Origin of the sequence: Aquimarina algiphila (assembly GCF_947494415.1) — a bacterium.
Lineage (GTDB): Bacteria > Bacteroidota > Bacteroidia > Flavobacteriales > Flavobacteriaceae > Aquimarina > Aquimarina algiphila.
In genome coordinates, this window is the sequence record NZ_CANLVC010000007.1 from 39,480 (window position 1) to 66,205 (window position 26,726).

30 protein-coding genes are annotated in these 26,726 nt (G+C 32.5%); 18 read left to right on the top strand and 12 right to left on the bottom strand.

The features are described from left to right. Positions 1–114: 114 nt before the first annotated feature. From PQF96_RS14940 to PQF96_RS14980, 9 genes are all read right to left on the bottom strand, one after another. Complete coding sequence (locus PQF96_RS14940; RefSeq protein ID WP_271767155.1) at positions 115–1,026, bottom strand: helix-turn-helix domain-containing protein; 912 nt, start codon at positions 1,024–1,026, stop codon at positions 115–117. A 96-nt stretch (positions 1,027–1,122) separates the two neighbouring features. Beyond that, positions 1,123–1,956, bottom strand: coding sequence for an SDR family NAD(P)-dependent oxidoreductase (locus tag PQF96_RS14945; protein WP_109435820.1), 834 nt, complete (start codon positions 1,954–1,956; stop codon positions 1,123–1,125). 211 nt (positions 1,957–2,167) lie between these two features. Then, positions 2,168–2,590, bottom strand: a complete 423-nt coding sequence (locus PQF96_RS14950) for a hypothetical protein (RefSeq protein WP_271767158.1) — start codon at positions 2,588–2,590, stop codon at positions 2,168–2,170. Positions 2,591–2,598: 8 nt separating this feature from the next. After that, positions 2,599–3,351, bottom strand: coding sequence for an SDR family oxidoreductase (locus tag PQF96_RS14955; protein ID WP_271767160.1), 753 nt, complete (start codon positions 3,349–3,351; stop codon positions 2,599–2,601). Positions 3,352–3,360: 9 nt separating this feature from the next. Continuing rightward, positions 3,361–3,825 carry a DUF1097 domain-containing protein gene (locus PQF96_RS14960; protein WP_271767162.1) on the bottom strand — a complete coding sequence of 155 codons (465 nt, stop codon included), beginning with the start codon at positions 3,823–3,825 and terminating at the stop codon, positions 3,361–3,363. A gap of 29 nt (positions 3,826–3,854) precedes the next feature. Then, a complete protein-coding gene (locus PQF96_RS14965; RefSeq protein WP_271767163.1) occupies positions 3,855–4,595 on the bottom strand; it encodes an SDR family oxidoreductase in 741 nt (246 codons plus the stop codon). A gap of 126 nt (positions 4,596–4,721) precedes the next feature. Next, the gene (locus PQF96_RS14970; protein WP_271767165.1) at positions 4,722–5,645 is read right to left on the bottom strand and encodes a helix-turn-helix domain-containing protein; all 924 of its coding nucleotides are present in this window, start codon (positions 5,643–5,645) and stop codon (positions 4,722–4,724) included. Positions 5,646–6,075: 430 nt separating this feature from the next. Then, a complete protein-coding gene (locus tag PQF96_RS14975; protein ID WP_271767167.1) occupies positions 6,076–6,762 on the bottom strand; it encodes an RraA family protein in 687 nt (228 codons plus the stop codon). A gap of 7 nt (positions 6,763–6,769) precedes the next feature. Continuing rightward, positions 6,770–7,978: a DUF4861 family protein gene (locus tag PQF96_RS14980; RefSeq protein WP_109435814.1), complete on the bottom strand. Its 1,209-nt coding sequence runs from the start codon at positions 7,976–7,978 to the stop codon at positions 6,770–6,772. 131 nt (positions 7,979–8,109) lie between these two features. Between PQF96_RS14980 and PQF96_RS14985 the strand changes: the two genes are divergently transcribed. The 14 genes from PQF96_RS14985 to PQF96_RS15050 all read left to right on the top strand — a co-directional run bounded on the left by PQF96_RS14985 (position 8,110) and on the right by PQF96_RS15050 (position 21,892). Next, complete coding sequence (locus PQF96_RS14985) at positions 8,110–8,988, top strand: AraC family transcriptional regulator (RefSeq protein WP_271728778.1); 879 nt, start codon at positions 8,110–8,112, stop codon at positions 8,986–8,988. 349 nt (positions 8,989–9,337) lie between these two features. Then, positions 9,338–10,462, top strand: coding sequence for a glycoside hydrolase family 88 protein (locus PQF96_RS14990; RefSeq protein ID WP_271767169.1), 1,125 nt, complete (start codon positions 9,338–9,340; stop codon positions 10,460–10,462). A gap of 4 nt (positions 10,463–10,466) precedes the next feature. Continuing rightward, a complete protein-coding gene (gene kduI, locus PQF96_RS14995) occupies positions 10,467–11,312 on the top strand; it encodes a 5-dehydro-4-deoxy-D-glucuronate isomerase (protein ID WP_271767171.1) in 846 nt (281 codons plus the stop codon). A gap of 1 nt (position 11,313) precedes the next feature. Continuing rightward, entirely contained in the window at positions 11,314–12,111 is a 798-nt protein-coding gene (locus PQF96_RS15000) for a gluconate 5-dehydrogenase (RefSeq protein WP_109435810.1), read from the top strand. Positions 12,112–12,234: 123 nt separating this feature from the next. Continuing rightward, entirely contained in the window at positions 12,235–13,482 is a 1,248-nt protein-coding gene (locus PQF96_RS15005; RefSeq protein ID WP_271767173.1) for an Nramp family divalent metal transporter, read from the top strand. A gap of 12 nt (positions 13,483–13,494) precedes the next feature. Then, positions 13,495–15,423 (top strand): hypothetical protein, encoded by a 1,929-nt coding sequence (locus PQF96_RS15010; RefSeq protein WP_271767174.1) that lies wholly within the window; start codon positions 13,495–13,497, stop codon positions 15,421–15,423. A 103-nt stretch (positions 15,424–15,526) separates the two neighbouring features. Beyond that, positions 15,527–16,006 (top strand): DUF1203 domain-containing protein, encoded by a 480-nt coding sequence (locus tag PQF96_RS15015; RefSeq protein ID WP_109435807.1) that lies wholly within the window; start codon positions 15,527–15,529, stop codon positions 16,004–16,006. 87 nt (positions 16,007–16,093) lie between these two features. After that, on the top strand, positions 16,094–16,735 hold the full coding sequence (locus tag PQF96_RS15020; RefSeq protein WP_271767176.1) for a TetR/AcrR family transcriptional regulator: 642 nt from the start codon (positions 16,094–16,096) through the stop codon (positions 16,733–16,735). A gap of 60 nt (positions 16,736–16,795) precedes the next feature. Beyond that, positions 16,796–17,680, top strand: coding sequence for an SDR family oxidoreductase (locus PQF96_RS15025; protein WP_109435805.1), 885 nt, complete (start codon positions 16,796–16,798; stop codon positions 17,678–17,680). Positions 17,681–17,689: 9 nt separating this feature from the next. Further along, the gene (locus PQF96_RS15030) at positions 17,690–18,556 is read left to right on the top strand and encodes a helix-turn-helix domain-containing protein (RefSeq protein ID WP_271767178.1); all 867 of its coding nucleotides are present in this window, start codon (positions 17,690–17,692) and stop codon (positions 18,554–18,556) included. A 63-nt stretch (positions 18,557–18,619) separates the two neighbouring features. Continuing rightward, positions 18,620–19,048: an SRPBCC family protein gene (locus tag PQF96_RS15035; RefSeq protein WP_160114119.1), complete on the top strand. Its 429-nt coding sequence runs from the start codon at positions 18,620–18,622 to the stop codon at positions 19,046–19,048. A 1-nt stretch (position 19,049) separates the two neighbouring features. Beyond that, positions 19,050–19,829 (top strand): DUF1330 domain-containing protein, encoded by a 780-nt coding sequence (locus PQF96_RS15040; RefSeq protein ID WP_271767180.1) that lies wholly within the window; start codon positions 19,050–19,052, stop codon positions 19,827–19,829. A gap of 252 nt (positions 19,830–20,081) precedes the next feature. Further along, positions 20,082–21,290 (top strand): GAF domain-containing sensor histidine kinase, encoded by a 1,209-nt coding sequence (locus PQF96_RS15045; protein ID WP_271767182.1) that lies wholly within the window; start codon positions 20,082–20,084, stop codon positions 21,288–21,290. Positions 21,291–21,355: 65 nt separating this feature from the next. Then, positions 21,356–21,892 (top strand): pyridoxamine 5'-phosphate oxidase family protein, encoded by a 537-nt coding sequence (locus tag PQF96_RS15050; protein WP_271767183.1) that lies wholly within the window; start codon positions 21,356–21,358, stop codon positions 21,890–21,892. A gap of 28 nt (positions 21,893–21,920) precedes the next feature. On the opposite strand, the gene PQF96_RS15055 is transcribed toward PQF96_RS15050, so the two are convergent. Further along, positions 21,921–22,484, bottom strand: coding sequence for a hypothetical protein (locus PQF96_RS15055; protein WP_109435799.1), 564 nt, complete (start codon positions 22,482–22,484; stop codon positions 21,921–21,923). A 43-nt stretch (positions 22,485–22,527) separates the two neighbouring features. Then, complete coding sequence (locus tag PQF96_RS15060; protein WP_109435798.1) at positions 22,528–22,899, bottom strand: hypothetical protein; 372 nt, start codon at positions 22,897–22,899, stop codon at positions 22,528–22,530. A gap of 582 nt (positions 22,900–23,481) precedes the next feature. Here PQF96_RS15060 and PQF96_RS15065 point away from each other — a divergent pair. The 4 genes from PQF96_RS15065 (at position 23,482) to PQF96_RS15080 (ending at position 26,488) form a co-directional block, all read left to right on the top strand. Further along, positions 23,482–24,063 (top strand): HupE/UreJ family protein, encoded by a 582-nt coding sequence (locus tag PQF96_RS15065; protein ID WP_143916717.1) that lies wholly within the window; start codon positions 23,482–23,484, stop codon positions 24,061–24,063. Positions 24,064–24,153: 90 nt separating this feature from the next. Then, positions 24,154–24,585 carry a deoxycytidylate deaminase gene (locus PQF96_RS15070; RefSeq protein WP_109435795.1) on the top strand — a complete coding sequence of 144 codons (432 nt, stop codon included), beginning with the start codon at positions 24,154–24,156 and terminating at the stop codon, positions 24,583–24,585. After that, positions 24,585–26,168, top strand: coding sequence for a S41 family peptidase (locus tag PQF96_RS15075; protein WP_271767185.1), 1,584 nt, complete (start codon positions 24,585–24,587; stop codon positions 26,166–26,168). The genes PQF96_RS15070 and PQF96_RS15075 overlap by 1 nt, the downstream gene beginning before the upstream one ends. A 14-nt stretch (positions 26,169–26,182) precedes the next feature. Further along, positions 26,183–26,488: a hypothetical protein gene (locus PQF96_RS15080; RefSeq protein ID WP_109435793.1), complete on the top strand. Its 306-nt coding sequence runs from the start codon at positions 26,183–26,185 to the stop codon at positions 26,486–26,488. 36 nt (positions 26,489–26,524) lie between these two features. Here the strand turns inward: PQF96_RS15080 and PQF96_RS15085 are convergent, their stop codons facing one another. Then, entirely contained in the window at positions 26,525–26,725 is a 201-nt protein-coding gene (locus tag PQF96_RS15085) for a hypothetical protein (protein ID WP_109435792.1), read from the bottom strand. Position 26,726 lies beyond the last annotated feature (1 nt).

Sequence of the window (26,726 nt, forward strand, 5' to 3'; positions counted from 1 at the left end):
CGTTAACCTTGCTACCAAAGGTTTAGCTATGGTTTGAAAGGTAGGGCGAAAAAGTTGCACGAACCATTCTGTTGAACACAACCCGAATTTTTAAATTTTTCTAATTATTTTTCTTCAGTTAAACGATTGCCTAAATTCCAGTGGAGTGAGTTTAGTTTTTGTTTTAAAAAACTTACTGAATGATTGCGGATGCTCAAAACCCAAAGCATAAGCAATTTCACTCACAGATAGACTTGTTGTGGACAATTCCTCTTTGGCTTTTTCTATCAATTTATGATGAATATGCTGCTGAGCATTTTGTCCCGTCAGTGAACGTAACATGTCACTTAAATAGCTTGGGGATACATTGACTTGATCAGCTAAATAATGAACAGATGGTAAACCTTCATTTAATGGTTTTGAATCTTTGAAATAATCGTCTAAAAGCTCCTCTAACTGCAATAATAAATCTTTGTAAACAGCTTTATGTATAATGAACTGTCTGTTGTAAAATCGATTGCTGTAGTTCATCAATAATTCTATTTGAGAAATAACTACATCGTGACTAAAATCATCTATTCTGCTCTTCAATTCATCGTCGATGATTTTAAAGATTGACATGACGGTTTCTTTTTCATGAGCAGAGAGATGTAATGCCTCATTTGTAGCGTATGAAAAAAAGCCATATTGCTTGATTTTTTTAGCTAGAGAGTAGTTTAGTAAAAAATCCGGGTGGATAAAAAAGATATAACCCGAAGCCGAACTTTTGGGACTTTCGAATACTTGATTTGGAGCGGTAAAAATCAAACCACCTTCACCAAAGTCATAATAGCTTTGTCCGTATCTTGCTTGTCCACAAAGTGTCGTTTTGTAAGCGATCTTGTAAAAGTTTAATATAAAGAAATCAAATGATTCCTCGGTAGAGATTGAGATATCTTCAATATTTATAAAACTTATCAAAGGATGCGCTGGCTTTGGTAGACCAAAAGCATGATGAAAATCGGATAATGAATTAAATTTTCGAGGTATGTTCTCTTCTTTTTTCATTTTTAGGAGCTAAACGACAACCGATAAGATACTAAATATCGGCTATCGTTAAAGTTACAACATTACTGTATTTTGTTTCAATGGTCATTATCTTGATCAACCTTGTACGGCATCGGACACTTCTTTCCAAGCTTCCCATGTTGCCAGGCGGTCATTGTAAGCTTTACGAACTGAAGGCAATGATTGGTTACCCAGAAAAATTCGTAGTGGTGGCTGTTTAGCATCTACTACTTTAAAAATAGCTTCGGGAGTGGCGTTGGGGTTTCCTCTTTCCAAATTTCGCAGACCTTGCACAAATTGCTCTTTAAAACCTGAGTAGATGTCAAGTCCACTGGCCATCTTCAATGACTCTTGACTACCGAACTCTGTCGCATAGGCACCGGGTTCTATGAGTGTTACTTTAATGCCAAAGGACTCGACCTCTGCTGCTAGGCTTTCATGAATTGCCTCATATGCCCATTTTGTGGAACAATAATATCCGATTACCGGCATTGACTCAAGCCCAAGACTACTTGATACTCCTAATATGTGACCACTACCTTGTTTACGTAGTAGTGGTAGAGCGGCCTGGATAACAGATAAGGTGCCAAATAAATTCGTTTCATAGAGTGCCCGTACATCATGTAAACCAGCTTCCTCGATAGTACCGACAAGTGAATAGCCAGCATTATTTAGAATGACATCCAATCTGCCGAAATGATTGTAGGCTTGGTCGAGTACAGCCTTTACTTGATCCGTCTTTGTCACGTCCAGTGCTAGGGTAAGCACATTTTCACCGTAGGTTTCCTGTAGATCAGATATACTCTCCAATCTGCGGGCAGTTGCTACGACTTTATCCCCTCGCTCAAGTGCGGCTTCCGTCCAAATACGTCCAAACCCCCGAGAAGAGCCTGTAATGAACCAAACTTTGTTGTCTTTTTGATATTTCATAATTTTAAATTTTAATATTAGAACAATACAAAGGTCAATAATCACATTTGCCTTGTTGTAGCCTAATTGATGGAGAATGTAGCCAAAGTGAGGAAGTTGGGTTTAAACCAAATTTAGTATTTAAGTCTTTAAACAAATACTATTGAAACTTCATAGACAAGTATGTGCTAGAATAGGATTTAGATAATTAATAATTAATTCATATTGCTATTTAGTAATCAGCTTGTCCAATTTCTAATCGATAAATTTTCTCCTTGTCGTTAATGTAAAATTTAAAATATGTTTTAAAATCACCCCACTTCTTGGTATGAATTTTTCCGTAAATAGACAAACCTTCATTTTCGACTTTGTCAAGACTAGTAAACCATTCTTCTCCTATTGCATTAGTTGAAAAATTATTAAAATCGCGTAGTTTCCCATCATCGTACAGCTGTGCATCATTAGTAAAAAATGAGAACCAAAGCTTTGAATCTCCTTGTTGCCATGCTTCAAATGCCTGTTTGACAATATTGTTTTTAATACTATTTAGATTCATAGATTCTACTTCTTTATGTTCGTGGTTTCCTATTTGTCCACATGTATTGAAAAAGGATATGAACATTAATAAACTAATTAAATAAGTTGTTTTTTTCATTGTGATACTTATTGATTAGCTCCTCCATTAACAAGTAAATGTTGTCCATTTACAAAGGATGATAGATCACTGGCAAAAAATTCTGCTAGATTTGCCACATCCTCAACTTCTGCCAATCTTCCCATGGGACAGCTTTCTATTAGTGATTTTCTTAATTCTGGATAAGCATTAGGATCAACAAATATTCCAGAATGATCTACTGCAAACGGAATGATAGAATTTACAGTAACCCCTCGATTCCCTATTTCTTTTGAAAGAACATCCACTAGATAGCGCGGTGTAGTTTTGCTTCCTCCATATACAGCCATTCCTGGTATGGGATATACCGTGGTGCTTGAAGCAATGTAAATAATACGTCCGTTATCTTCGATGTTTTTAGCCGCTTGCTGCATGGTAAAATAAGCACCTTTGGTATTGATATTAAACAATCTATCAAATTGTTCTTCTGTAAATTGCGTTACTGGTGTTTCTACCATTTCTATCCCGGCATTAGCCACCACAATATCGATTTTTCCAAAGGCTTTTTTGGTTTCATTAAATAGTCTTTCAATGTCAGTTACTTTACTGACATCAGCTTGTATAGCTATGGTTTTAACCCCCATAGCTTCAATATTTGATAATGTCTCTTCGGCTGATATGTTGTCTTTTGAAAAATTTAGGGCAATATTGGCGCCAAGAGCAGCATATCTTTCTGCTATGGCTTTTCCCAAACCTCTTGCAGACCCTGTTATTAAGGCTGTTTTATTTTGTAATGAATTCATTTTTGTGGTTTAAAATTTCTTGTTTATGTATTTAAGTCCTGTGTCATTAATCAATGCAAAAACTACCCCTGCAATTGTAGGAACAAGTAAACGCAATACTGGGATTATTTGTAGTTCTGGGTGTACCCCAAAAAAGATGATCAAACCCAGAAACCAAGCAGGAATGTTATTTAACTCTTTAATTTTTGATATATATGCCAAAGAACCAATAAGGACAAAAACGATTAATGGAAATCCCAATACACCTAGTACAGGCGCAAGTAAACTTGCTAAAGATTGTATAAGAACTCCCATTACTATTCCCAAAATAATCTGTAAGAAACTGGGAATATATACTTTAATCGATTTTCCAAAGAGGTAATAACTTACCCAGGCAAGAAACATGACCCAAGTAGTCCATCCCATAGAAAATGAGATAAATACTGCCAATGCTCCGCATAGCCCCATAACGAGGGCGGTTAAAAATGTTTTCATAATATGTAATAATTAAATGATTAAAGTAGTTAAGCCATTGCTCCGTTGGCACCTATATTCTGAGCAGAAATCCACTTGGCTTCATCACTTGCCAGGAAGGTTACAATTTTTGCAATATCTCTAGGTTCTCCAATACGATTGAATGCTGATAAAGAGGCTAATCTATTGATTACTGCTTCTGGTTTTCCTTTTGTGAACAACTCGGTGTTTGTAGGTCCGGGAGAAATTGAATTTACATTGATACCTCTGTTTCCTACTTCTTTTGCAAACACGCGAGTTAATTGTTCAACTGCTGCTTTGGTAGCTACATAAGGTCCATAAGTGGGTAACATGATTCTGTTGACCGAAGTAGAAAAGTTGATAACACTTCCATTCTCTGTTAATTTCGTAGCAGCTTCACGAAGTGTATTAAATACTCCTGTTACATTTACATCCATTTGTTTTGCAAAATCCTCGTCGGTGGTATCTTTAATAAACGTATTGATCATAATACCTGCGTTATTGACCAAAACATCAATTTTTCCGTAATGGGCAATGGCATTATCGAAAAGATTTTTTACATCTTGCGAGTTACTTACATCAGCTTGTATAGCGATGGCATCTCCGCCATTTGTTTTGATTTGTTGTACAATCGCTGAAGCTGCTGCTTTACTGCCCGAATAATTAACAATTACTTTTGCTCCGGCGTTGGCCAAATGTAGTGCTACCTCTGCACCAATACCACGTGATGCACCCGTTATAAGGGCTACTTTGTTGCTTAAATTTTTCATTTATATATCTTTTTAAGTTTAATAGAACAAAGGTATTTAGGTACTACGCTTTGTTTGTTGCATAGAATACAGCATTAGTTGTAAAATTTAAATAGAAAATGAAAAGAAGAATAAAGAACTAACTCATTAAATAGAATGCTCTTTTCGATATTGGGCAGGGGATGTTTTGGTGTGTTTTTTAAAAAAATTGCTAAAATGGGCAGTTTCAGAGAACCCTAGTCTATAGGTTATTTCTTTGATAGACATGGATGAATTTTGCAATAGTGATTTGGCTTCGGAAATAGATTTGTCTGCAATCCAGGTAGTAACAGTTTTTCCTGTCTTAGTTTTAATAATATTACTTAAATAGTTAGGATGTAGATTTTGTGCTGAAGCATAATCCTGAACCCTGAAAACAGTTTCTGTTTTTCCCATAATTAAATCGCGGTAGTGCTTTTCAAGTAATCGTTTGAAGGATTTAACAATTTGCGAACTTCTGTTTCCTTCATAAATAGGATTGTAATCCTTCCAAAAATAAGCTTTGATTTTATAAAGCATCACTGCCAATAAATGTCCGACAATTTTGTATTTATCAGTAGATTGATTGGTGTATTCGTTGTGAATATTTAGATAAACATGCTCTACTTCACTATAAAATTCATCACTTACAATTTTAGGACTGATCGTTTCAGTTAATAAAAATGGAAATTCAGAGAAGATGTCTTTGTTGATATATTGTTTTAGAAATGTTTCATCAAAAGTTATAAGATAAATTTCTTCAATTTTTTCCCAACTGAATGTTCGGTAATTACTCGGATTGGTAAAGTAAATAGAATGCTGTTGTACGCCAAAAGAGTGTTCATCTATGGTATACTTTCCTTGACCGTTTTTTACAAAAAGAAATGAAAAATAATCTGGACGGAATGATGGTGATTGATATGGAAGTTTAAAATTGATGTCTTTCAAATTAAGAATAGCAAAACCTTCAGAAGGTTGAATTAAATCCACAGATAATCCCAAGTGAAGATATAATTCATATAGTGACTTTGCTTGAGGATTTTCGTTTTTCATTTCCTAGATTTTACCTTTGAATGCTATACTATACTGGCATAGTATTTATTAACAAATTTAAAAAATCGTGGTTAATGATTAAATGATGTCGGTGTTCGACTAAAATAGGATAGAAATTCTTATTAAATGAATACTTTACGGTATTATTTTCCTTTTACAATACCTTATTCTTATATGATCCACGTTTGTTGTTGCTTTTTAATACTCTTATTAAAAGGCTTTTATTGGGTTATATAAGTTCATGTACATGATTATTATACTGAAATAAATCTAGTGACTTCGGTAGTGTAGATTGGATTCCTACCTCAAGTATTTTTAGAAACCTTTTTAATCATTTGATTTGGAAGGTTTTTGTTTTAAGGATTAAAAAATTCTATGAGGCAAACATAAATATGTTATGTTTTAGAGTTTGAGTAGTTGAAAAAATAAACTACATAATTCCAAATTTATTAAAAGCATCAACAGTACTCATTCCATTTTCTAAAGCCTTTTTTACAAGTTGCTCTCCTCTTGCTTTTTCTATAGCTCCTTCAAAAGCTTTTTTTTCAACTACCTTGGGGATAATAAGTACGCCATCTCGATCCCCATATACAATGTCCCCAGGATTAATTCTTACATGGTTTATCTCAATAGGTATATTATAATCTATTACTTTTCCTCGAGGTCCTTGATCTTGAGCATAAGTCCCAATAGAAAAGGTTGGAAAATTTAATTTTTCCACTTCATTTGTATCTCGAGAATAACCATGTAGTACAGCTCCTGCTGCATTTAATTTTATGGCCCTGGTACTCATCAATCCACCCCATAAAGCGTATGAAAATGATGATCCTGTACAGATGTAGACTTCATTCTTTTTTAAACTATCCAAAGCTTCAAACATAAGACCAAAAGGCTTTTTCATAAGTGGATTATTCGTTTCTTTGGAGGTTTCTTCAAATACATCAGCTTCTAATACAGGCATTGCTCTGCCAATTACCACCATATCATTTTTAACTGGTTTGATGGCAGGGTCTAAGAATTGATGTTGATACCCTAATTGATCTAAAATATCACCAACTAAGGCTGTAAAAAGTTCATTCTTGGCGATACTAAAAAGTTCATCATCTGATTTCCACATATAAAATTTATTTTTTCGTGAGTGTAATTGCTATAGGGGTATTTTTTTTAGAAGCTTCTTTTTTAAGATAGTTTTCCCAGTCTCTAGAAGTATTAAAATCACCACTTTTCTTCCATCCAAAGCCAGCCCAGTAGCTGAAGTGATTCTTTTGAATCTTGGTATTGACCCAAAGATTATTAAAACTTTCATCTTTAGATAAAGTATCGTTAATAGCTATATCGGTTATTGATTTTGGATTGATCAATATGGCTGTGCCGATATACGAATCTTCCATAGGTTCCCAATAAGAAACCCAGCCTTCTGCTTTGTTCATTGTTGTTTTTCCTTTACCTTGATGTAGTGCCAAGCCAATACCAGCTTTGCTGAGCTGTCGTTTAGAAGTATAAGATATTTGGCAATGATATAGATGAGTTCCTAAATCAAGAGAAATTCTTTTTTTTTCACTTACCTCAGAATTTCCAACTTTTATAGTGGCGTACTCTAATTCAAAAATACTTCGAATTGGGCCATTTGCTAATATTTTCCAATTTGTAAAGTTTTTAGTCAATAGATAGGTGTTGTTATGAATGAGAGCGACACCGCCACAACCCCTGGTAGTTCCTACATGGTATGCATCATAACCTTCTCCATGATCTTTATGATACGATTTTCCATTTAAATAATCCTTGTACCATTTATTGATAATTGGATAGTCTACTCTTTTTGTCCAACAATCAATTCCGCTAGAAATTAATCCCCCTGGTTTTCCTTCTTCAAATAATTGTTGGCATTTTGGTCCATAGGTTCTAAATGCTACTTTATCGTTTTCCCAGGCAAAATCATCTATTCTTTCTGGAACTATTCTGCAAAAAGTATGTACATCAACTTTATTATTTAGTTGAGTTTCTTTTTGATATACAAGTGTAAACTTTTTAGTTTCATTAGGATTAAAATCAGTTTGAAAAATAATATAATCTTGTATTGAATCTTGATCTATATCAACAAGTTGTGATACAACTAGATTGTTTTTAGTGTCAAAAATTGATAAATTATTATATTCTTCTTTAGAAAATTCTGGTACATCTTTTAATTGAATTTCTATAGTTTCTTTCTCTCTTTTTAAATTAGTATTGTTAACCGTTGTAATAGTATATAACTTGTCAGTTGCTTCACAAGAGATTAGTAGAGATGGAACAAAATAGTATACTATAAAGAGTATTAAAAAATGATGTTTCATAAAAAATTCATTGATTTTAAGGATCAAAGAAAAGAAAATGATATTGACAATAATAGATAGATATTAACCAGTATTTTATGAATATTTGCATTTAATAATTTATTTTTATCTTTTTTGGTAAAATTTATATAATGCCTAAACCTAAATTTCTTTCCTCAGACCGTACTTCTAATTTTGGGATTTCAGTATCCTATTTTGAATTGCCATTTTTTTTGAATCCATTACACTATCATAAAGAATTAGAATTAGCTTATATTATTGAAGGTTACGGGACAAGATATGTAGGAAGTAGTATTAAATCATATCAAAAAGGGGATATGGTTTTGGTAGGAGAAGAACTTACTCATGTATGGAAAAGTGATCAACAATTTTATGAAAAAGACACGGATTTATTGACTAAGGCTATTGTGCTAAAATTTTATCCTGATTTTGCAGGAAAAGATTTTTTAAGAATACCTGATGTGTATCCTATTAATAGAGTGTTTGAGAAAGCTTCAGGAGGACTTCATATTGAAGGAAAAACAAATGAAATTATTAGTAATATTTTACACAAAATGCTCGATCAATCCTCTTTGGAGCAAATGGCATCTTTGATCCAAATTTTGAGTTTAATTTCTAAATCCGAAGAAGTTGAGGTATTATCGAACTTTGATTTGCATAAATCTTCCAACCCCAAGGAAAAAGACCGAATGAATAAGATTATTCAGCATACTATGCTGAATTTTACAAAGAATATCTCTCTTGATGAAATTTCTAATGTTGCGAATTTATCAAAAAGTGCCTTTTGTCGTTATTTCAAAAATGCAGTCAAAAAGAGTTATAGTGAATTTTTATATGAAGTACGGGTTGAATTTGCATGTAAAATGCTTTTAGAAAGTAATGTTACCATTATGCAGATATGCTATGAATCAGGGTTTAATAATCCTTCAGCTTTTTCTCAAATTTTTAAAAGAGCCAAAGGAGTAACTCCAAATCAATATCGTAAATCTAATATGATCGTAAACTACTAAATTGGTTTAAGGCATAAAAGTATTAGGATTTGACTAGTAGCAGCTCGTAAAAGTAAATTATAATAAAGCATGTTGACTTTTCGGTATTTACCTTCTGCCTAGAATATATTTTAGAAATCTCTCCATGAGAAATACATGAATATTATCAAAATAATGAATGAGTAGATGTAAAATGATAATATTAATATATAACATATCAAAATCTATATACTACTAAGAACACTCTAACCCTAAGTTTGTACTATTCTTTCTTGATGTAATTCTGGAGTAAAATGATTCTTGTAATAAATTAAAGAATCTAATTAAGAATACTATAGCATCATAATTGTCAAATAATAAATAAACCATAATGAAAAAAAGAATGCTAAATTTTACTACTAAAACATTTGCGATATTCTTCGTGATTCTTTTCGTAGCATCTAACCTTATGGCACAATCTATTTATGAGCGACCTCAAATTAAGGAGCTTATAGATAGAGTAAATACGTATCAATTAAATCACCCTTGGAAAGAGTATGATGATAATTGGATACGAGGAACGTATTATGCTGGGGTAATGGCGTGTTATTTTGCAACAGAAGATAAAACCTATTTAGAGCAAACAGATAAATTATGTACATCTTTAAAATGGAAAGTACCTACACTACCTCCAGTGCACCCTGCAAGTGGAGCTAATTTATTAACTGTAGGACAATCTATGATTCAGTCTTATATGGCAAAACCAGAAAAGAGTAAGATCAGAGGAGTTATTGACCATTTAGATAATCCAAATCTTAGAAATCCAAAAGGGAACCCGCATCAATGGTATTATGAAAACGGCACACGATATGTAGATGCTTTATTTACAGGGCCACCGACCTTAGCGATGCTGTATAATGTTACTGGAGATCAAAAATATTCTGACTGGATGGATGCTATGTTTTGGGATGTTTATGGTAAATTATACAATACAGATACTAATCTGTTTTATAGAGATAAACGCTTTTTTCCTTCAAACAAAAATGGCAAAAAAATAGTATGGTCGAGAGGGAATGGTTGGGCTATGGCTGGTATTGCAAGAATTTTAGAGTATTTACCAATGGAGCACGGTAATTATAAGCGCTATGAATCCGTACTTAAAAGTATGGCAGCAGCTTTAAAAGAATGTCAAGCTAAAGAAGGGTTTTGGTATCCAAACTTAGCAAATCCAGATCATGCACCTTTTAAAGAAACAAGTGGAACCAGCTTCTTTATCTATGGACTTGCTTATGGTATAAATAATGGAATTTTAAATAAAGAAGAGTACTTACCTATAGTTAAAAAAGCATGGAAATCTGTGACTGATGAAATTAGTAAAGAAGGAAAAGTACAATGGGGACAATTGGTAGGAGACCAACCCGTAAATCTTTCTAAAGACGATTCTCACGAATATGTTACGGGAACGTTCTTATTAGCAGCTAGTGAAATGTATAAAATGAACCTTAAAGGAAAATAAGAAAATGGATCATATCACTTATGAAGAACGTTACGCGGCACATCCAGCCGATGTAAAAAATTATGACACCGATAGACTTAGAGAACAGTTTTTAATTGAAAAAAACTTTGAAACAGATAAAATAGTATTGACGTATACTATGAACGACCGCTTTATCGCAGGTGGTGCTGTTCCAGTTTCAAAATCACTATCATTAGATCCTATCGATCCACTTAAAGCATCACACTTTTGTGATCGTAGAGAAGTTGGAATGATCAATATAGGAGGAGAAGGAATTGTAGAGGTAGATGGAAAAGAAATCGTTCTACTTCCTATGGAAGGAATTTATATTGGAAAAAATACCAAGTCTATAATCTTAAAAAGTAAATCTGGTAGTAACCCTGCTAAATTTTATATTAATTCTGCCCCTGCTCATCAAGCTTATCCTATAAAAAAGATTGAGCTTAAAGACAGAATTACTTTAGATCTAGGAAATTCGAATGACGCTAATGAGCGTCAAATCTTCCAATACATCGTTGCGGCGAGTGTACAAACTTGTCAGTTACAAATGGGGATTACAAAACTAAAACCCGGTAGTATTTGGAATACGATGCCCCCACATACGCATAATCGTCGTATGGAAGTATACTTATATATAGATCTTCCTAAAAATCATGCGATTAGTCATTTTATGGGCGAAGCTACACAAACCAGACATATTTGGATGACCAACGAGCAAGCAGTTATTTCTCCACCTTGGTCTATACACTGTGCTTCTGGAACCTCGAGCTATACCTTTGTTTGGGGAATGGCTGGCGAAAACTTAGACTTCACGGATATGGATGCTATAAAAGCAATAGAATTGAAATAATATGGGGATTTTAGATAGTTTCAAATTAGATAACAAAGTTGCTTTAGTTACAGGAGGTTCAGACGGAATAGGAAAAGATTTAGCACTTAGTTTAGCACAAGCTGGTGCTAAAGTCTGCATCAACGGAAGATCCAAAGAAAAACTGGACCAAGCGAAAAAAGATTTTAAAGAAAAAGGATTTGATGTATTTGCTATTGCTTTTGATGTCAGTGATGAAAAAGCAGTAAACGTAAGTATCAAAACTATAAAAAAAGAAATAGGTTCTATTGATATTCTTATCAATAACGCTGGAATTATTAAGCGTACACCAATTTTAGAAATGGAAGAAAAGGATTTCAAGGAAGTTTTAGATATCAATCTTGTTTCTACATTTTTAGTCTCAAAAGCTGTAGTTCCTGATATGATTACCAAAAAAGAAGGAAAAATAGTCAACATTTGTTCCTTAATGAGTACGTATGGTCGCAACTCGGTTTCGGCCTATGCTTCTGCAAAAGGCGGTTTAGCTATGCTTACCAAAAATATGTGCGTAGAATGGGGTAAACACAACATCCAGGTCAATGGTATTGCACCGGGATATATCAAAACTGCAAAGACCGAAGAATATGCTAGTAAAGGACATCCATTTAATAACTTAATAATGACAAGAACCCCTGCTGCACGATGGGGTGTTGTAGAAGACTTATCTGGTACTGCTATTTTATTGTCTTCAAAAGCAGGAGATTTTATTAATGGACAAATCATTTATGTAGATGGCGGTATTACAGCTAATATGGGGTACATGGAAAACGAGAATAATTAACTAACAACAAAAACGAACTATCTCAAAAAATTATTCCATAACAGATTAGCCTTTTATTTTAAATACAAAAAAGAAAAACCGTTTTAGATTTGAAACGGTATTTTCTTTCCTAAAAAAGTGAATATGTCAAAATTAAAAAAAATACTAGTCAGTGTTTTACCGGGAATATTCTTAATAGGATATAATGTTGGAACAGGAAGTGTAACTTCTATGTCTAAAGCTGGGGCTAATTTTGGTCTAGATCTACTGTGGACTGTTCTAGTAAGTTGTGTTATGACGTATTATTTAATTACGCTTTTTAGTCGCTATACTATGGTGACTAAAGAAACCGTTATTCAAGGGATTAAAAAACACATCCACCCCGCTTTAGCAATTGTGTTAATTGTTGCCTTATCTACTATAATAGTTAGTGCGCTTACTGGCTTGTTGGGCATTATGGCAGATGTAATGGCAGAATGGTCAGAAGCTGTTTTGCCATGGAATATTTCATCTTTATCGTGGGCAATCTTAATTGGAGTTTTAATTTATGTTCTTATTTGGTTTGGAAATTATGAGTTCTTCGAAAAGGTTTTAGCCATTTTGGTAGCAATTATGGCTTTAGCTTTTGTTACTACCATGTTTATAAATTTTCCATCTATATCCAAGTTGGTAAAAGGGTTTATTCCAAGATTTCCACAAACTGCAGAAGGTAGCGATAATAGCCCATTTATTATTATAGCCGGTATGGTAGGAACTACAGTGTCGGTATTTGCCTTTGTAATTCGATCACAAATTGTAAAGGACACAGGTTGGGATATGTCAGACAATAAACTGCAGAAACGTGATGCATTTGTAAGTGCCTCTTTAATGTTTATTATTAGTTCTGCTATACTAATTACCGCTGCTTCGACTTTACATGTTAAAGGTTTAAGCTTAAATAATGTTGCAGAAATGATTCCTTTAATGGAACCTATTGCTGGTAAAGCCGCTCTAGGGGTTTTTGTTATAGGTATTCTTGCTGCGGGTTTATCTTCTCACCTTCCCAATACGCTTGTAATTCCGTGGCTCATTATAGATTATAAAGAACAGGAAAGAAATACAAAAACAGTAAGTTCTCGAGTAATCGTATTACTTTTAACATTATCAAGTATTTTAGGGATAGGTCTAGGTTTTAGACCTGTATTTATTTTAATGCTATCGCAAGCTAGTATAGCCATAGTATTACCCATAACTATAGGGTCTGTATTTTACTTAACGTGTAAAAAGTCACTAATGAAATCGAATGTAAACAAAATACATGACATCATTATATTGATATTGATTATGGCATTTACGTTGTATGTTAGTAGCTTAGGTGTTGAAGGTTTACTAAAAGACCTCGCTAATATTTAAACTAAAGTCCCCATGAAAAGAGCATCACAAATCTCTTTATTATCGTTTTTTTTGACTATAGTTTCTTGTAGTAGCTTTTTAAATGGTCAAAACCAAAATAAAACTATTTCTAAAGAGAATATTAAAAAAGTAAATAGATTGATCCCTCAAGTAGTACAAAGTACTACTATTCGTAATGAGGCTCATCCGCTATCAGGAAAAATTAATAGGTTTTTAAAAGACCAAGATAATCTTAATGATTTTAAACTTACAGGGTTGAAGAGGAATGATTATCTAGAAATTATCGAAAAGCAAGTGCGTGCCATGCTAAAATATCAAAATAGCAAAGGTCGCATTATTGACCCTGTCGAAAAAGTTGAAAAATATTATACCACCCCCTGTTTTGCACATAGTGTAGCAGTGTTAGTTTTTTCAGGAAAATTAAAAAAAACAGATCCTCTTTTTGAAAGTGGTGTAAAAGCATTAACTGAATCATTAAACGATATGGTTAACAATCGAGTGAATGGAAATCATGGAGATTTTTACACTTGGCCAGTGATGTTAGCTTACGAAAACTTTAAACCTTTTGTAAATAAAGAGATCTTAAATTCCTGGAATAAAAGTTTAAAATCCATCGACATTTCCAAATTATATGCTTTTTATAATAAAGAAAAGGCAATGAATTGGATTTTGGTGCATGCCTCTGGAGAATTTTTAAGAGCTAAAAATAAGTTTACCTCTCATGAGTATGTAGAGAGGATGTTAGGCTTCCAACTTTCTAATTTCACGAACTCGGGAATGTATAATGAAGGAGGAAATCCTTTATCATACGATCTTTTTGCCCGACATTATTTAGCAGGGGTCTTACAACTAGGATATAAAGGAAAACATGTCGAAGTATTACAAGATAATTTATGGAGAGGTGCATGGACATCAATGTTCCTTCAATCTCCTTTTGGAGAGCTTCCGGCAGGGTATAGAAGTAGTCACCATATTTGGAATGAAGCAGAGCAATGTGTTTTGTTTGAAATTTACGCTTCAGCATATTCAGATTTAGGAAAAAAAGAAGAAGCAGGTGCTTTTAAAAGAGCAGCGATGTTATCTCTTAATTCTATTAAACAATGGATGAGAGAAGATGGTTCTGGTTATGTTGTAAAAAACAGATTTCCGATAGAAAATAAACATGGATACGAAAGATATTCTGTACACACTTGTTATAATATGTTAGCAACTTCGATGCTAGCTCAGGCATGGCAATTCTCTAATGATGAAATAAATGAATTACCTGCTCCTTCGGATATAGGAGGATTCGTAATTCCAATATTAAAACCGTTTCATAAAATATTTGCAAATGCTAACGGAACCTATCTGGAATATGAGACTAATGGAGATCAAAAATATAACCCAACAGGAATTATTCGATCACATATCAAAGGAGGACATCCTCAGTTAGGTCCTTCAAATGGGATCGCACCTCTCTTTAGTGGAGAAAATACATATATGGCTACAGGACCTTTATGGGAAAACTCTGATGGTACTTGGAGTTCCTTAGCCGAGCTTAAAATGAACCCGTCTAATGTTGAGATTTTAGAAGAAAACACCCACAATGTGGGGTTTAAAATTACTTATGACATAGCTCCTGAAAAATCACAATCTATTACCGAAATCATTTCAATAAAAGACCATAAAATAATCGTTGAAACCGAGTTCAAAGGTTTTGAAGGAAAAAAACGTATTTCGTGGCCAATGCTTACTAATGATGGAAAAAATAAGGTTAAAAGCCAAATTTCAGATCGTTTTGTAGAGCTAGTACTCCAGGAAAAGAACATACGTTTTTCTGTAATTCAACCTCAAAAAATAAACTTAATATCATCAGATCATCTTATTAAACATGTAAACGGTATGTTTAAAGGTGTTTTTGCAGAGTTTTCAGGAAATAAGGTGATATATACATTAGAATAAAGAACATATGATGGTATTATCTTTTCAATATATAGCAAGATCCGGATTTTATACATATGAAGCTGATACTACATTTACGGTATAATGTATAAATCTATTATTGATGAGAAATTTTAAAATTGTTCCCCTTTCTGAGGAATATGCTTTGCAGATAAAAACAGAAAAAAAAGATGACTATGGTCTAGAGGTTATGGAACAGCTATCGACAGGAGCTGGACCTTGCCGAGTTTCTCTTCAACCATTTGAAATAGGAAAAGATATAAGATTGGTGTTTAGACATAGTCCATTTGATATCAAAAATGCCTTTGATCAACCCGGACCTGTATTTATTCATAAAAAACCTGTTAAAGCTTATGAAGATATTTACAATTTCCCGCCTGGTATAAAAAAAGATAGGGATAATTTCCCTTTGTCTTTGATAGGGTATAATCAAGAGCAAAAAATGGTATTTACAAAATTAGTTGGTGATGAAGATGTTGATGAGTTGATCGAAAAAATATTTAAAAATCATCATAATATCTCCTATTTACACGCCAGGAATTCTGAGGCATGTTGTTTTATCTGTAAAATAGAACGCCTTTGATATATTGGAACAAAGCCCTTAAAATGTACGCTTACGAGAATTTATGTAAGTTGTTTTGATGGTAAGGTTTTGAATAATCCAAAAAAAATGGAACAAAAAATTGTTGGTTTTAAAATAGTTTCTATCTTTGTAGACGACTGGTCTAATATAGGAATGAAAAAAGAAACTGTAGATAACATTTTAGCAATAGGTACCGATTTGGTATTAAAAAAAGGATACAATAACCTGGGTATTCTAGAAGTTTTGGAAACTGCGAAGATTCCAAAAGGTTCTTTTTATTATTATTTTAAAAGTAAGGAAGATTTTGGAATACAACTCATCAAATATTATTCAGAACATTCATTAAAGATTTTAAATAGCTATTTAAAAGACACTAGCAAAAATCCAAGAGAAAGATTATTGTCTTTCTTTAATGATATGAAGAATGTATATTCTGATAAAGGGTTCAAAGAAGGATGTTTATTAGGGAATTGTAGTTTGGAGTTATCTGATGTTTCAGAATCATTTAGTACAGTAATTTCTTCAGAATTGGATAAATGGCAGTTTTGTTTTGAAGATTGTATTATTGAAGGACAGAACACAGGTGTTATTAGCGCTGATAAATCATCTGTTGATATGTCGAACTTTATTCTTTCTGGATGGGAAGGAGCTATTTTGAGAATGAAATCTTCAAAAAATAATGATGCTATTGAAGTTTTTATTCAATATGTCTCAAAATACATTCTTTAGTTTTTTTTAGATATTTAGTAGTAGACTGGTCTAATTTTAATTAAATTAAAAAAAAGAAAAATGAAAAACGTAGTAATTACAGGAAGTAGTAGTGGATTTGGGTATTTATCCGCATTAACTTTAGCCAGAAAAGGGTATAAAGTTTGGGCTACAATGAGAAATGTAGAAAGTAAAAATTCTTTGAAAAAAGAAGAATTACTAAAAATTGCTCAGCAAGAAAATCTGAAGATTTCTGTTGTAGAAATGGATGTAAACCTTGACGATTCGGTATCAGAAGCAATACAGATAATAGTAGATGAAGACGGCAGAATTGATCATTTGATTAATAATGCAGGGTATATGTTTGTAGGTATTACAGAAGCGTATAGTGTAGAACAAGCCAAAGATCAATTTGAGACGAATTTCTTTGGGATTTTACGTACAACAAAGGCAGTAGCGCCATATATGCGTAAACAAAAAGAAGGCCTTATTATAAATGTAACCTCACTAGCTGGTAGATTGGCTTTTCCTTATTTTGGTATTTATTGTGCAAGTAAGCATGCTGTAGAAGCATACTCACAAGCATTACGATATGAGTTAGCCCCATTTGGTGTTGAAGTAAGCGTTGTAGAGCCAGGTCCATTTGGGACGAATCTTTTATTTACCGGTCCAGCAGAAGAAGATCAAGGTGTATTTAATGAGTACGGAGATCATAAAGAAACTCCACATGCAATGTTGAAAAATTTTGAAGGTTTCTTTGAGACAGAAGACGCTCCAGATCCTCAATTAGTAGCAGATGATATTACCGGATTAGTTGAAGCGGCACATGGAAAAAGGGTAGAGAGAATAGTATCAGGAATCGATTATGGTCTTGTAGACTACAATGATAAAGTTGCTCCTATTCAGAATTCGCTGATTAAAGATACATTACAAATGGAGCATCTTTTAAAAATTGCTCAAAACTAAGTTAGTGATATGATCCTTTCTCATAAGACATTGGATTTATATAATAAAAGACTATTCGAAAAGGCGGTGATTAAACCGCCTTTTAATAAGCCTAATCCTATGCCCAATGAGGCCTGTTTTTTATACGTAATAGAAGGAGAATATGATGCTGTTTCAGAAACCAAAAAGTTGCGTATCAAGGTAGGAGAATCTGTACTTATGAAGTGCGGTAACTTTGTTTCCAAAATGTTACCTGATAAAAAGGAGGGTACTTATGAGGCTATTGCAGTTCATTTTTATCCAGATATTCTAAAAAAAGCCTATGGTACTACCTTACCTTCTTTCTTGAAAAAGTATACCGTCACAGAAAGATCAAATATGGTAAGACTAGAAGCATTGGTATTAATTAAGAAATATATCGATAGTATTCTTTTTTACTTTGAAAACCCAAGTATGGTAAATGAAGATATCCTGGTATTAAAACTTAAAGAAATCATACTTCTTTTACTACAAACAGATAACTCTAAAAAAATAAGAGAAATACTATCTAATCTTTTTATCGAAAACTCATTTAGTTTTAATGAAATCATTGAAGCACATATTTTTTCTTCTGGAGTAAATATTTCAGATTTAGCCATGTTAACCAACACAAGCCTGTCATCTTTTAAAAGAAAGTTTAAAAAAATCTATAATGATAGCCCCAATAATTACATTAGAAATAAGCGTTTGAATAGAGCTGCTGATCTTCTGTTAATTTCAGAATTAAGTATTTCTAATATTGCATATGATTGTGGCTTTAATGATATAGCACATTTCTCAAAATCTTTCAAACAAAAATTTAGTATTTCCCCTTCAATTTACAAATTGAACCAAAAACACAAAATGTTGAACGAATAGCAAAAAACATGTCTTGTAATTAAGAACAACTTTGCATCGATATTAACTATTAAAATATATATGATGGAAAAGTTTTCTCAAAAAATCACCCATGCTATGAATGTTACTCCGCAACAAGCATGGGAAGTTATTAGTAAAGTTGAAGGTGTAGATCAATGGTTTGCATCGCTTATTAAAACCTGTCGCATAGCAGATGGAAAACGCTTTTGCGAAACTCATGATGGGTCCAAACTCGATGAAGATATTATCGAGGTTAATGCAGAGACAAAAACTTTTGTTTATGGAATTCCCTCCCAGGAAATGTTACCCGTAGAAAATATAGTAGGAACGATGAAAGTAAAATCAATTTCTGATCAAAAGACTGAAGTAGAATGGTCGGCAACATTCGATGCTGACAAGGAGAACGCACCAGTTGCTCAGGAAGCATTTAGAAATCTTTGGACAATGGGTTTAAAAGACATGGAAACTTTTATTAATTCAAAAAATCAATAACATGAATGTATTAAAACTGAATTTAAGTCTGGCAATAGTGGTATTGATAATGTCTTGTAATAAGAAATCAGAAACATCTACCATAGCATTGCATAAAACGAATAAAAAAAATAAAGTAGAAGAAATGGCAATATCCAAAAAAGAAGAAATCATAAATGTTGCTTTGGTATATCTTAAAGATGGTCAAGAAGAAAAATTTGAAGAGTATAAGAGAAGGGGAGCGGCCATACTAGAACAATATGGGGGTAAGATAGAACGAATTATTAAGCCTAAAATGTTGGCAAAAGGAGATGTTGAATTACCAGACGAAATACATTTTGCATCTTATCCAAGTATTGAAGTCTTTAATAAGTTTAATCAGGACGAGGAGTTCATGAAGGTAAGAAAGGAATTTGCAATGCCATCTATTAAAGATATTTCGATCTTTACTAGTAAGAATACTGATTTTAAATTTAAAAAAGAAACAGGAGACAAAACCAAAACATACGGTATTGCTTTAGTGTATTTTAAAGAAGGAGAGAAGTATAGAAAGCAATTTGGAGAATATCACGATGAAGCATGTAAAATAATTCCTGAATTTGGGACTCATTTTGAACGTTTTATTACTCCATTTGAGTCAAAAGGAAGAGTCGAAAAACCTGATGAAATACATAGGTTTTATTTTGACTCACCAGAAGGGATGAAACAGATGGGAACAGATCAAAGAATGCAGGCATTATTTCCTAAACGAGATGCTTCACTAAGTAATCTAATTTTCTTTATTGGAGAAGCGATATTATAATTTTATAAAGAACTTTTGGGATTAAAATCACTACCGTTAATAATAATGGTAGTGATTTTATAGGTTTTTTTAACAAAAGATTAATATGCTAAAACCAAAAAACAAGACCTTAGCGATATACTTTGCTGTAATGTTTCTCTAAAAAAGTATACTAAGTTGATATTACCAAAGAACATTTTTTTAATGTATTACTAAATGATTAATTTAGATAGCTGTTCTTTGTAGTATATTTAACTTTAAAGTATCGGTATTATGATTTCCCCAAGCATTCCGAAAAATGAAAAAGAACGTCTGGCAGCCGTAGAAAAGTATCAATTATTAGATACACTGCCAGAAGAAGATTATGATAATATAACCTCGCTGGTATCCTATATTTGTGATGCTCCGATATCGTTAATTACGTTATTAGATAAAGACAGAAATTTTTTAAAATCACATCACGGAGTCCCATTTAGTGAATCCCCTAGAGAAATTTCATTTTGTGGTCACGCAATTAATTCTAATGATACGATTACCATTATCGAGGATTCTAGAAAAGACAAACGTTTTTTTAATAACCCTTTGGTTACAGAACATCAAGCCATTTTTTATGCAGGGGCTCCTTTGGTAGATTCAAATGGTTTTAAATTAGGAATGTTATGTGTGTACGATAATAAACCCAGAAAACTTACTCAAGAACAACAAAAAGCATTAATATCTATGGCCAAACAGGTTATCAATTTGTTTGAACAGAGGTATCAGAATTTTAAACTCCAAAAAATTCAAGATAAATTAAAAAGTAGAAATGAAGATTTAAAGAAATTTGCAAGTGTTGTTTCTCATGATCTTAAATCTCCGTTAGCTAATATTATTTCTTTAACCGAACTTTTGGCCTATGATAATAAAGATACATTAAATAAAGAATCTTTACAGTACTTGGAGTACCTAAAATCATCCTCATATTCTCTTAGAAATTATATAGATGGTATTCTTAAGTTTTATAAGAGTGATGATCTCATTATTCATAAAAAAGAAACTGTTGCTTTTGATGTCTTAATGCATGAATTAAAAAGAATCACTGATACAGAACGAAATGTTATTTTTAATTTTCAAAGTAACGTAGAAGAACTCACAGTTAATAGGGCTGCACTTATGCAGATATTGATCAATCTTGTTACTAATGCAATTAAGTATAATACAAAGTCTAATATAATTGTAGAGGTTGATTTAAGAGATACAAAGGATTTTTATGAGTTTTCTGTAAAAGACAATGCTGATGGTATTCCACAAGAACATTTAGATAAAATTTTTGAGCTTTTTTCTGTAGTGGGAGTAGCTGATAGAGATGGAAATGTAGGAACGGGTATCGGATTAGCAACGGTCAAAAAAATTATTAGTAATCTGGGAGGGAAAATTACTGTTTCTTCTAAGGAAGGAGAAGGAAGTTTATTTACTTTTACAATAACTAAAGAGATGCTATAAATATTGATAACATAATCAATGTTTAATGTTTATGGAAGTAAGAGTTGTAATACGTAAAAGATAAAATGGCTAAGATATTTGATGAGATCAACCCAGAATTTGAAACTTTTATAAATAATCAGAAGATTTTTTTTGTTGGGACTGCTGCGACAGAAGGACGAGTAAATATTTCTCCTAAAGGTATGGATACATTTCGTGTTTTAGGACCAAATAAAGTAGTGTGGCTTAATCTTACTGGTAGTGGAAATGAGACAGCCGCACATGTATTAAAGAATAACAGAATGACAATTTTGTTTTGTTCTTTTGAAGGAAAACCACTTATTCTTAGACTTTATGGACAAGCCAAGATACATCATCAAAGAGATGAATCTTATCATGAATACATTGATTTATTTCCTAAAATTTTAGGTTCTCGACAAATTATTGAAATGAATGTGGATACAGTACAAACATCATGTGGGTATGCCGTTCCTTTTATGGATTTCAAAGAGGAAAGAACGCAACTTAAATCTTGGGCAGAGAAGCAAGGAGAAGATCGGTTAAAAGAATATCATAAAGAAAGGAACAAGGTAAGTATTGATAATTTCAAAACCGGAATCTAGGATATAGATAGAATCGATATCAATTTCATTAAAGAGATACACCAACTAAGACTCCTATTCCTACACCTCCAATAGCATAGAGCACTTTTTCAAAAGCACTTTTTCTTCGTTGTCTTTTAGTACTTTTTTCTACGATTTCAAGACTATTAGTGGCTTTTTCTAAGCTATTTACAGTGTAATCTAATGCTCTTTGAGTATTAATTAAAGTTGCTTGAGTCTTTTGATAAACAATCTGATCTAAACTGTCGCTTTTTGCAAAATTGGATTTTAATTGATTTTCTAATTCTACATTACGTCTTAGAGTTGCTGTATAATTTTTGAGTATAGCCTCTGTAACGGTGTCTTTGTCTTTCATCCCTTGATAAATTCTTTTCATTGTCTCATAAGAAATAGAATTCATTAAATAAATGTCTGATGTTCTAAAAATATAAGGGACATCTTTTTTTGCCAAATACGGTACCCCTTTGCGGTTAGCATAAGATGCAGGGATTTCATAGGCCTTTATAGAATCTAACTCTACTACAAGCAGATCCTGACTATAAGAGATCGAAATGGAGAATATCAAAAAGGTAAGTAAATAGAATTTTTTCATGATGCTAAGAATTATGAGTGATAGACTTTATTCTATATAGAGTTTATAAGCCAAACAAGCTGTCTAACAATTTTGTTTCTACAGTTATTTTGTCCTGAATTTTCTTTAATGAATCTTGGAGTTTCATTTTATGGTCCCAATCTATTGCATTTTTCTCTCCAAAATCTAGTAATAAAGAATCTCGTTTATGGGTTACAAGATCTTTTTGAAGTTTCAATTTGTTTATTTCTTTTAGAGATTTTTGTAAATTGATTTTGGTAGCAGCTAAAGTATCTTTTGAGATTTTTAATTCTTCTCGAGCTCTATCCAATTCTGATTTTATAATTTTCCAATTGGATCCAGAATTAAAAGATATATATCCAATAATGACCAAAAATACGAGTGCAACGATCTGAAGAATAGTATTAATTTTCATTTATGCTTTTTTGTGTTTTCTGCTACGGTACCCATTCAAAATACTTTCTTTTAAAAGTATAATACGTTGGTTAATTTAACTAGAGGAGTAAATGTAAGTATTTTATTTATTTCAGACACAGGGGAAACACCCCAAAAACACAAATTTTAGGACAGTCATAATAGGTTTACAATATAAACTTTTAAGTGTTTTTGTTATTTAATTTAAATTCATTTTTTTCTCCCAGTCTCAAAAAATGAAACTACTAGTTGGTATTGTTGCGGTTGATAGGTTAAATCAAGGCTTGTTTTTTAATACTGATTTTTAACACATATACGGGCGATTCAACGCGCAAAGCTATAATTACAAATCATTCTCTGTTATTTTAGGATATACGTTATTTTAAAATTAGGTCTTTTGTAATTCAAGAAAGAAATAGGTGTGCATTAAAAAAAAGCCTCAAGAATCTTTATTCTTGAGGCTTTTTACTTGGTGTTTTATCAATAGTAAATCTCTTAATTTTTTGGTAAGAATTTTTTTCATATTTCTTCATTATTGTATTTAATTGTACATTAGTCCCATACCTAAAAAACCCAAAAAAATATGTCAGAATTTTGGTTTAATATACAACTAGCCTTTAAACACGTACTAGATCTAAATGCATATGATCATGTACTGTTTTTTATCTTGTTAACTTTAGTATATAATGCAAACCACTGGAAACGTGTTTTAATACTAGTCACCATTTTTACATTAGGGCATACTATATCTATGTTCTTAGTAACGTATGGTGCAATATCGGTAAATAGAAATCTAATAGAATTTATGATTCTTGCTACCATTTTGGTTACGGGTATATTTAATGTAATGAGAGCAAATAAAACACCTTCTAACAGTGGAATTAGTATTTTTTATGTTGTTACACTAATATTTGGAATAGTTCATGGTTTAGGTTTTTCGAGCTTCTTTAAAATGAGTAGTGGGTTTGGTTCTAAGTTTTTAAGCATTATTGGATTCTCCTTAGGAGTAGAAGTTGCACAAATCTTGATTGTTTTAATTGTTTTTATTATAAGTTTTATAGCACTAACAGTTTTAAGGTTTTCTAAACGGGATTGGATTCTTGTAGTATCTTCGATAGTTATCGGAATGGTAATCCCAATGCTTATGGCAAATAAAATTTGGTAAATAAATAAGTAACATTTATGGTTGTATTTGCCACATCGTAATAATATATTCGTATTTTGATTGTTATCAGTACATCAGTTATTCTACCCTATGCCAAATAAAAAACAGCTTAAGTACGATAAAGCCTATCTAAGAATAGCAAGAGAATGGGGGAAATTATCCCATTGCGAACGAAAAAAAGTTGGTGCGGTTATTGTAAAGGATAGGATGATTATTTCAGATGGATTTAATGGAACCCCAACAGGTTTTGAAAATCCGTGTGAAGACGAAGAAGGATATACAAAGTGGTATGTGTTGCATGCAGAAGCAAATGCAATTTCTAAGGTAGCGTCATCGACACAATCTTGTAAAGGAGCAACGCTTTATATTACACTATCACCATGTAAGGAATGTAGTAAATTGATTCACCAGGCGGGAATAAAACGTATAGTGTATCAGATTGATTATAAAGATAATTCTGGTTTAAGCTTTCTTGCTAAAGCTGGAGTAGAAATAGAAAAGATTACGGATTTAGACGAATAATGGGATATTCAAAAAAATACTTGCCTTTGTTTTTAGGTTTGGCGGTTGGAGTAGGTGTGTTTTTAGGCAGCAAACTTGATTTTACCAATCCTTCAGCTAAGCTATTTTCTTATAATGCCAAAAAAGAAAAACTCAATAGACTTATTGATTATATAGATTATGAATATGTAGACGAAATTAATACAGATAGTATCGTAGAGGTCACGGTGAATAGAATATTAGAGAATTTAGATCCTCATTCTGTATATATACCACCAGAAGAATTAGAGGGTATAACAGAAAGTATGCAAGGAGATTTTATCGGAATTGGAGTAAGCTATTATCCATATCGAGATACCATCTCTGTAATTAATACGATTAAGGGAGGACCAAGCGAAAAATCAGGAATAAAAGCAGGCGATAGGATATTAATGGCTGATAATGACACCTTGTTTGGAGAAGGATTAATACGAGAAGGATTAGCTAATAAACTAAAAGGAGAATTAAATAGTCAAGTACAACTTAGAGTCTATAGAAAAGGTACAGGCGTATTTGATGTGGTTGTAAAAAGAGGAAGAGTACCTCTTCAAAGTGTGGATGCTTCTTATATGCTTGATAATAATCTGGGATATGTAAAAATAAACCGCTTTGCAGAGACTACGTATAAAGAATTTAAAGTTGCAATGGATAAACTTCTGGATGATGGTGCAGAGAGTTTAGTGATTGATCTTCGTGATAATGGAGGAGGATTTATAGCTCCAGCATTAAAAATGGCAGATGAGTTCTTAAAAGATGATGTTCTTATTATGTTTACTAAAAATAAAAAAGGAGCCATCGAAAATAATTTTGCAACCAATAAAGGAAGTTTTGAACAAGGTAAAGTATATGTCTTACTTAATGAAAACTCTGCTTCTGCTAGCGAGATTTTTGCAGGTGCAATTCAGGATAATGATAGAGGTCTGATTGTGGGTAGACGTTCATACGGAAAAGGACTTGTGCAAAGAGAAATGGCCTTAGGGGATGGTAGCGCTATACGACTTACAATTTCTAGATATTATACTCCAACAGGACGCTCCATTCAAAAACCATATGCTAACGGAAATAAGGAGTATTTTAATGAATATATGGAGCGTTATAAAAATGGAGAATTACAAAATGCAGATAGTATTCAGGTAGCAGATTCTTTGAAGTTTAAAACTCCGGGAGGGAAAACAGTTTATGGAGGAGGAGGTATTATACCCGATATATTTGTAAGTAAAGATACGACGAGAGTTGGTGAAACATTAGATTATTTGTTGCGCTCTGGCCGTATGGGAGGATATGTCTTTGAAGAATTAGATAAAAATAGATCATATTATAACGAATTATCAGAGGATGAATTCAAAGAAAAAATAGATGTTGATGATACTTTTGCAGAAGACTTTTTACAATACGCAAGGAGAAGAGGGATAGAAATTCAACTTAAGAATTATAAAGAACAATTAAAAAAATATTTGAAAGCCACTATGGCACAACAATTATTCGGTACAGACGCATTTGAAAGAATTATAAACAAAGACGATGCGATGATTAATAAAGTATTATCGCTTTCTAAAGAAGAGTAATCATAACCCCTGATATGTCAGAACTAGAAGAGTATTTAGTTGCAATTGCAATTTGTTCACCACTTTTTTTCTTTATTATTGCTGTAGCTTTTAGGCTGTTAGATAATAGCGCTTCGATTTTTTTAAAACATGATATTTTGGTCGATACCTCTTACGTTTCTGGAGATATTATAAAAGAACATATTAATAATTCTGGAGATGCTAAATTGAAAAAATCATTAATGCGCGCATTATGGTTTAGAAAATTGCACAACTTCTTTATGATTTTAATGGTGATCTCCATCCCACCAGTAATTATTGCCTGCTTTTTTGTTTTTTGATACTATTTCTCATTTGGTAGCGTATTAAAAGACTCCTTAGAGATTATTTTTTTTCTTTTGAATAGCTTTAGAAACTAGTAAAATAGATAGCAATACGATTACACAAGCAGAAGCAAAAATACTAATGAGGGCAGTTTTACTATTTCCATCTAATAAATTACCAAAATCTAAATGAGTAGCATTATAAATAATTAAACCCGAAGCAATAATAATGAGTATGTATATAAAATATTTCATG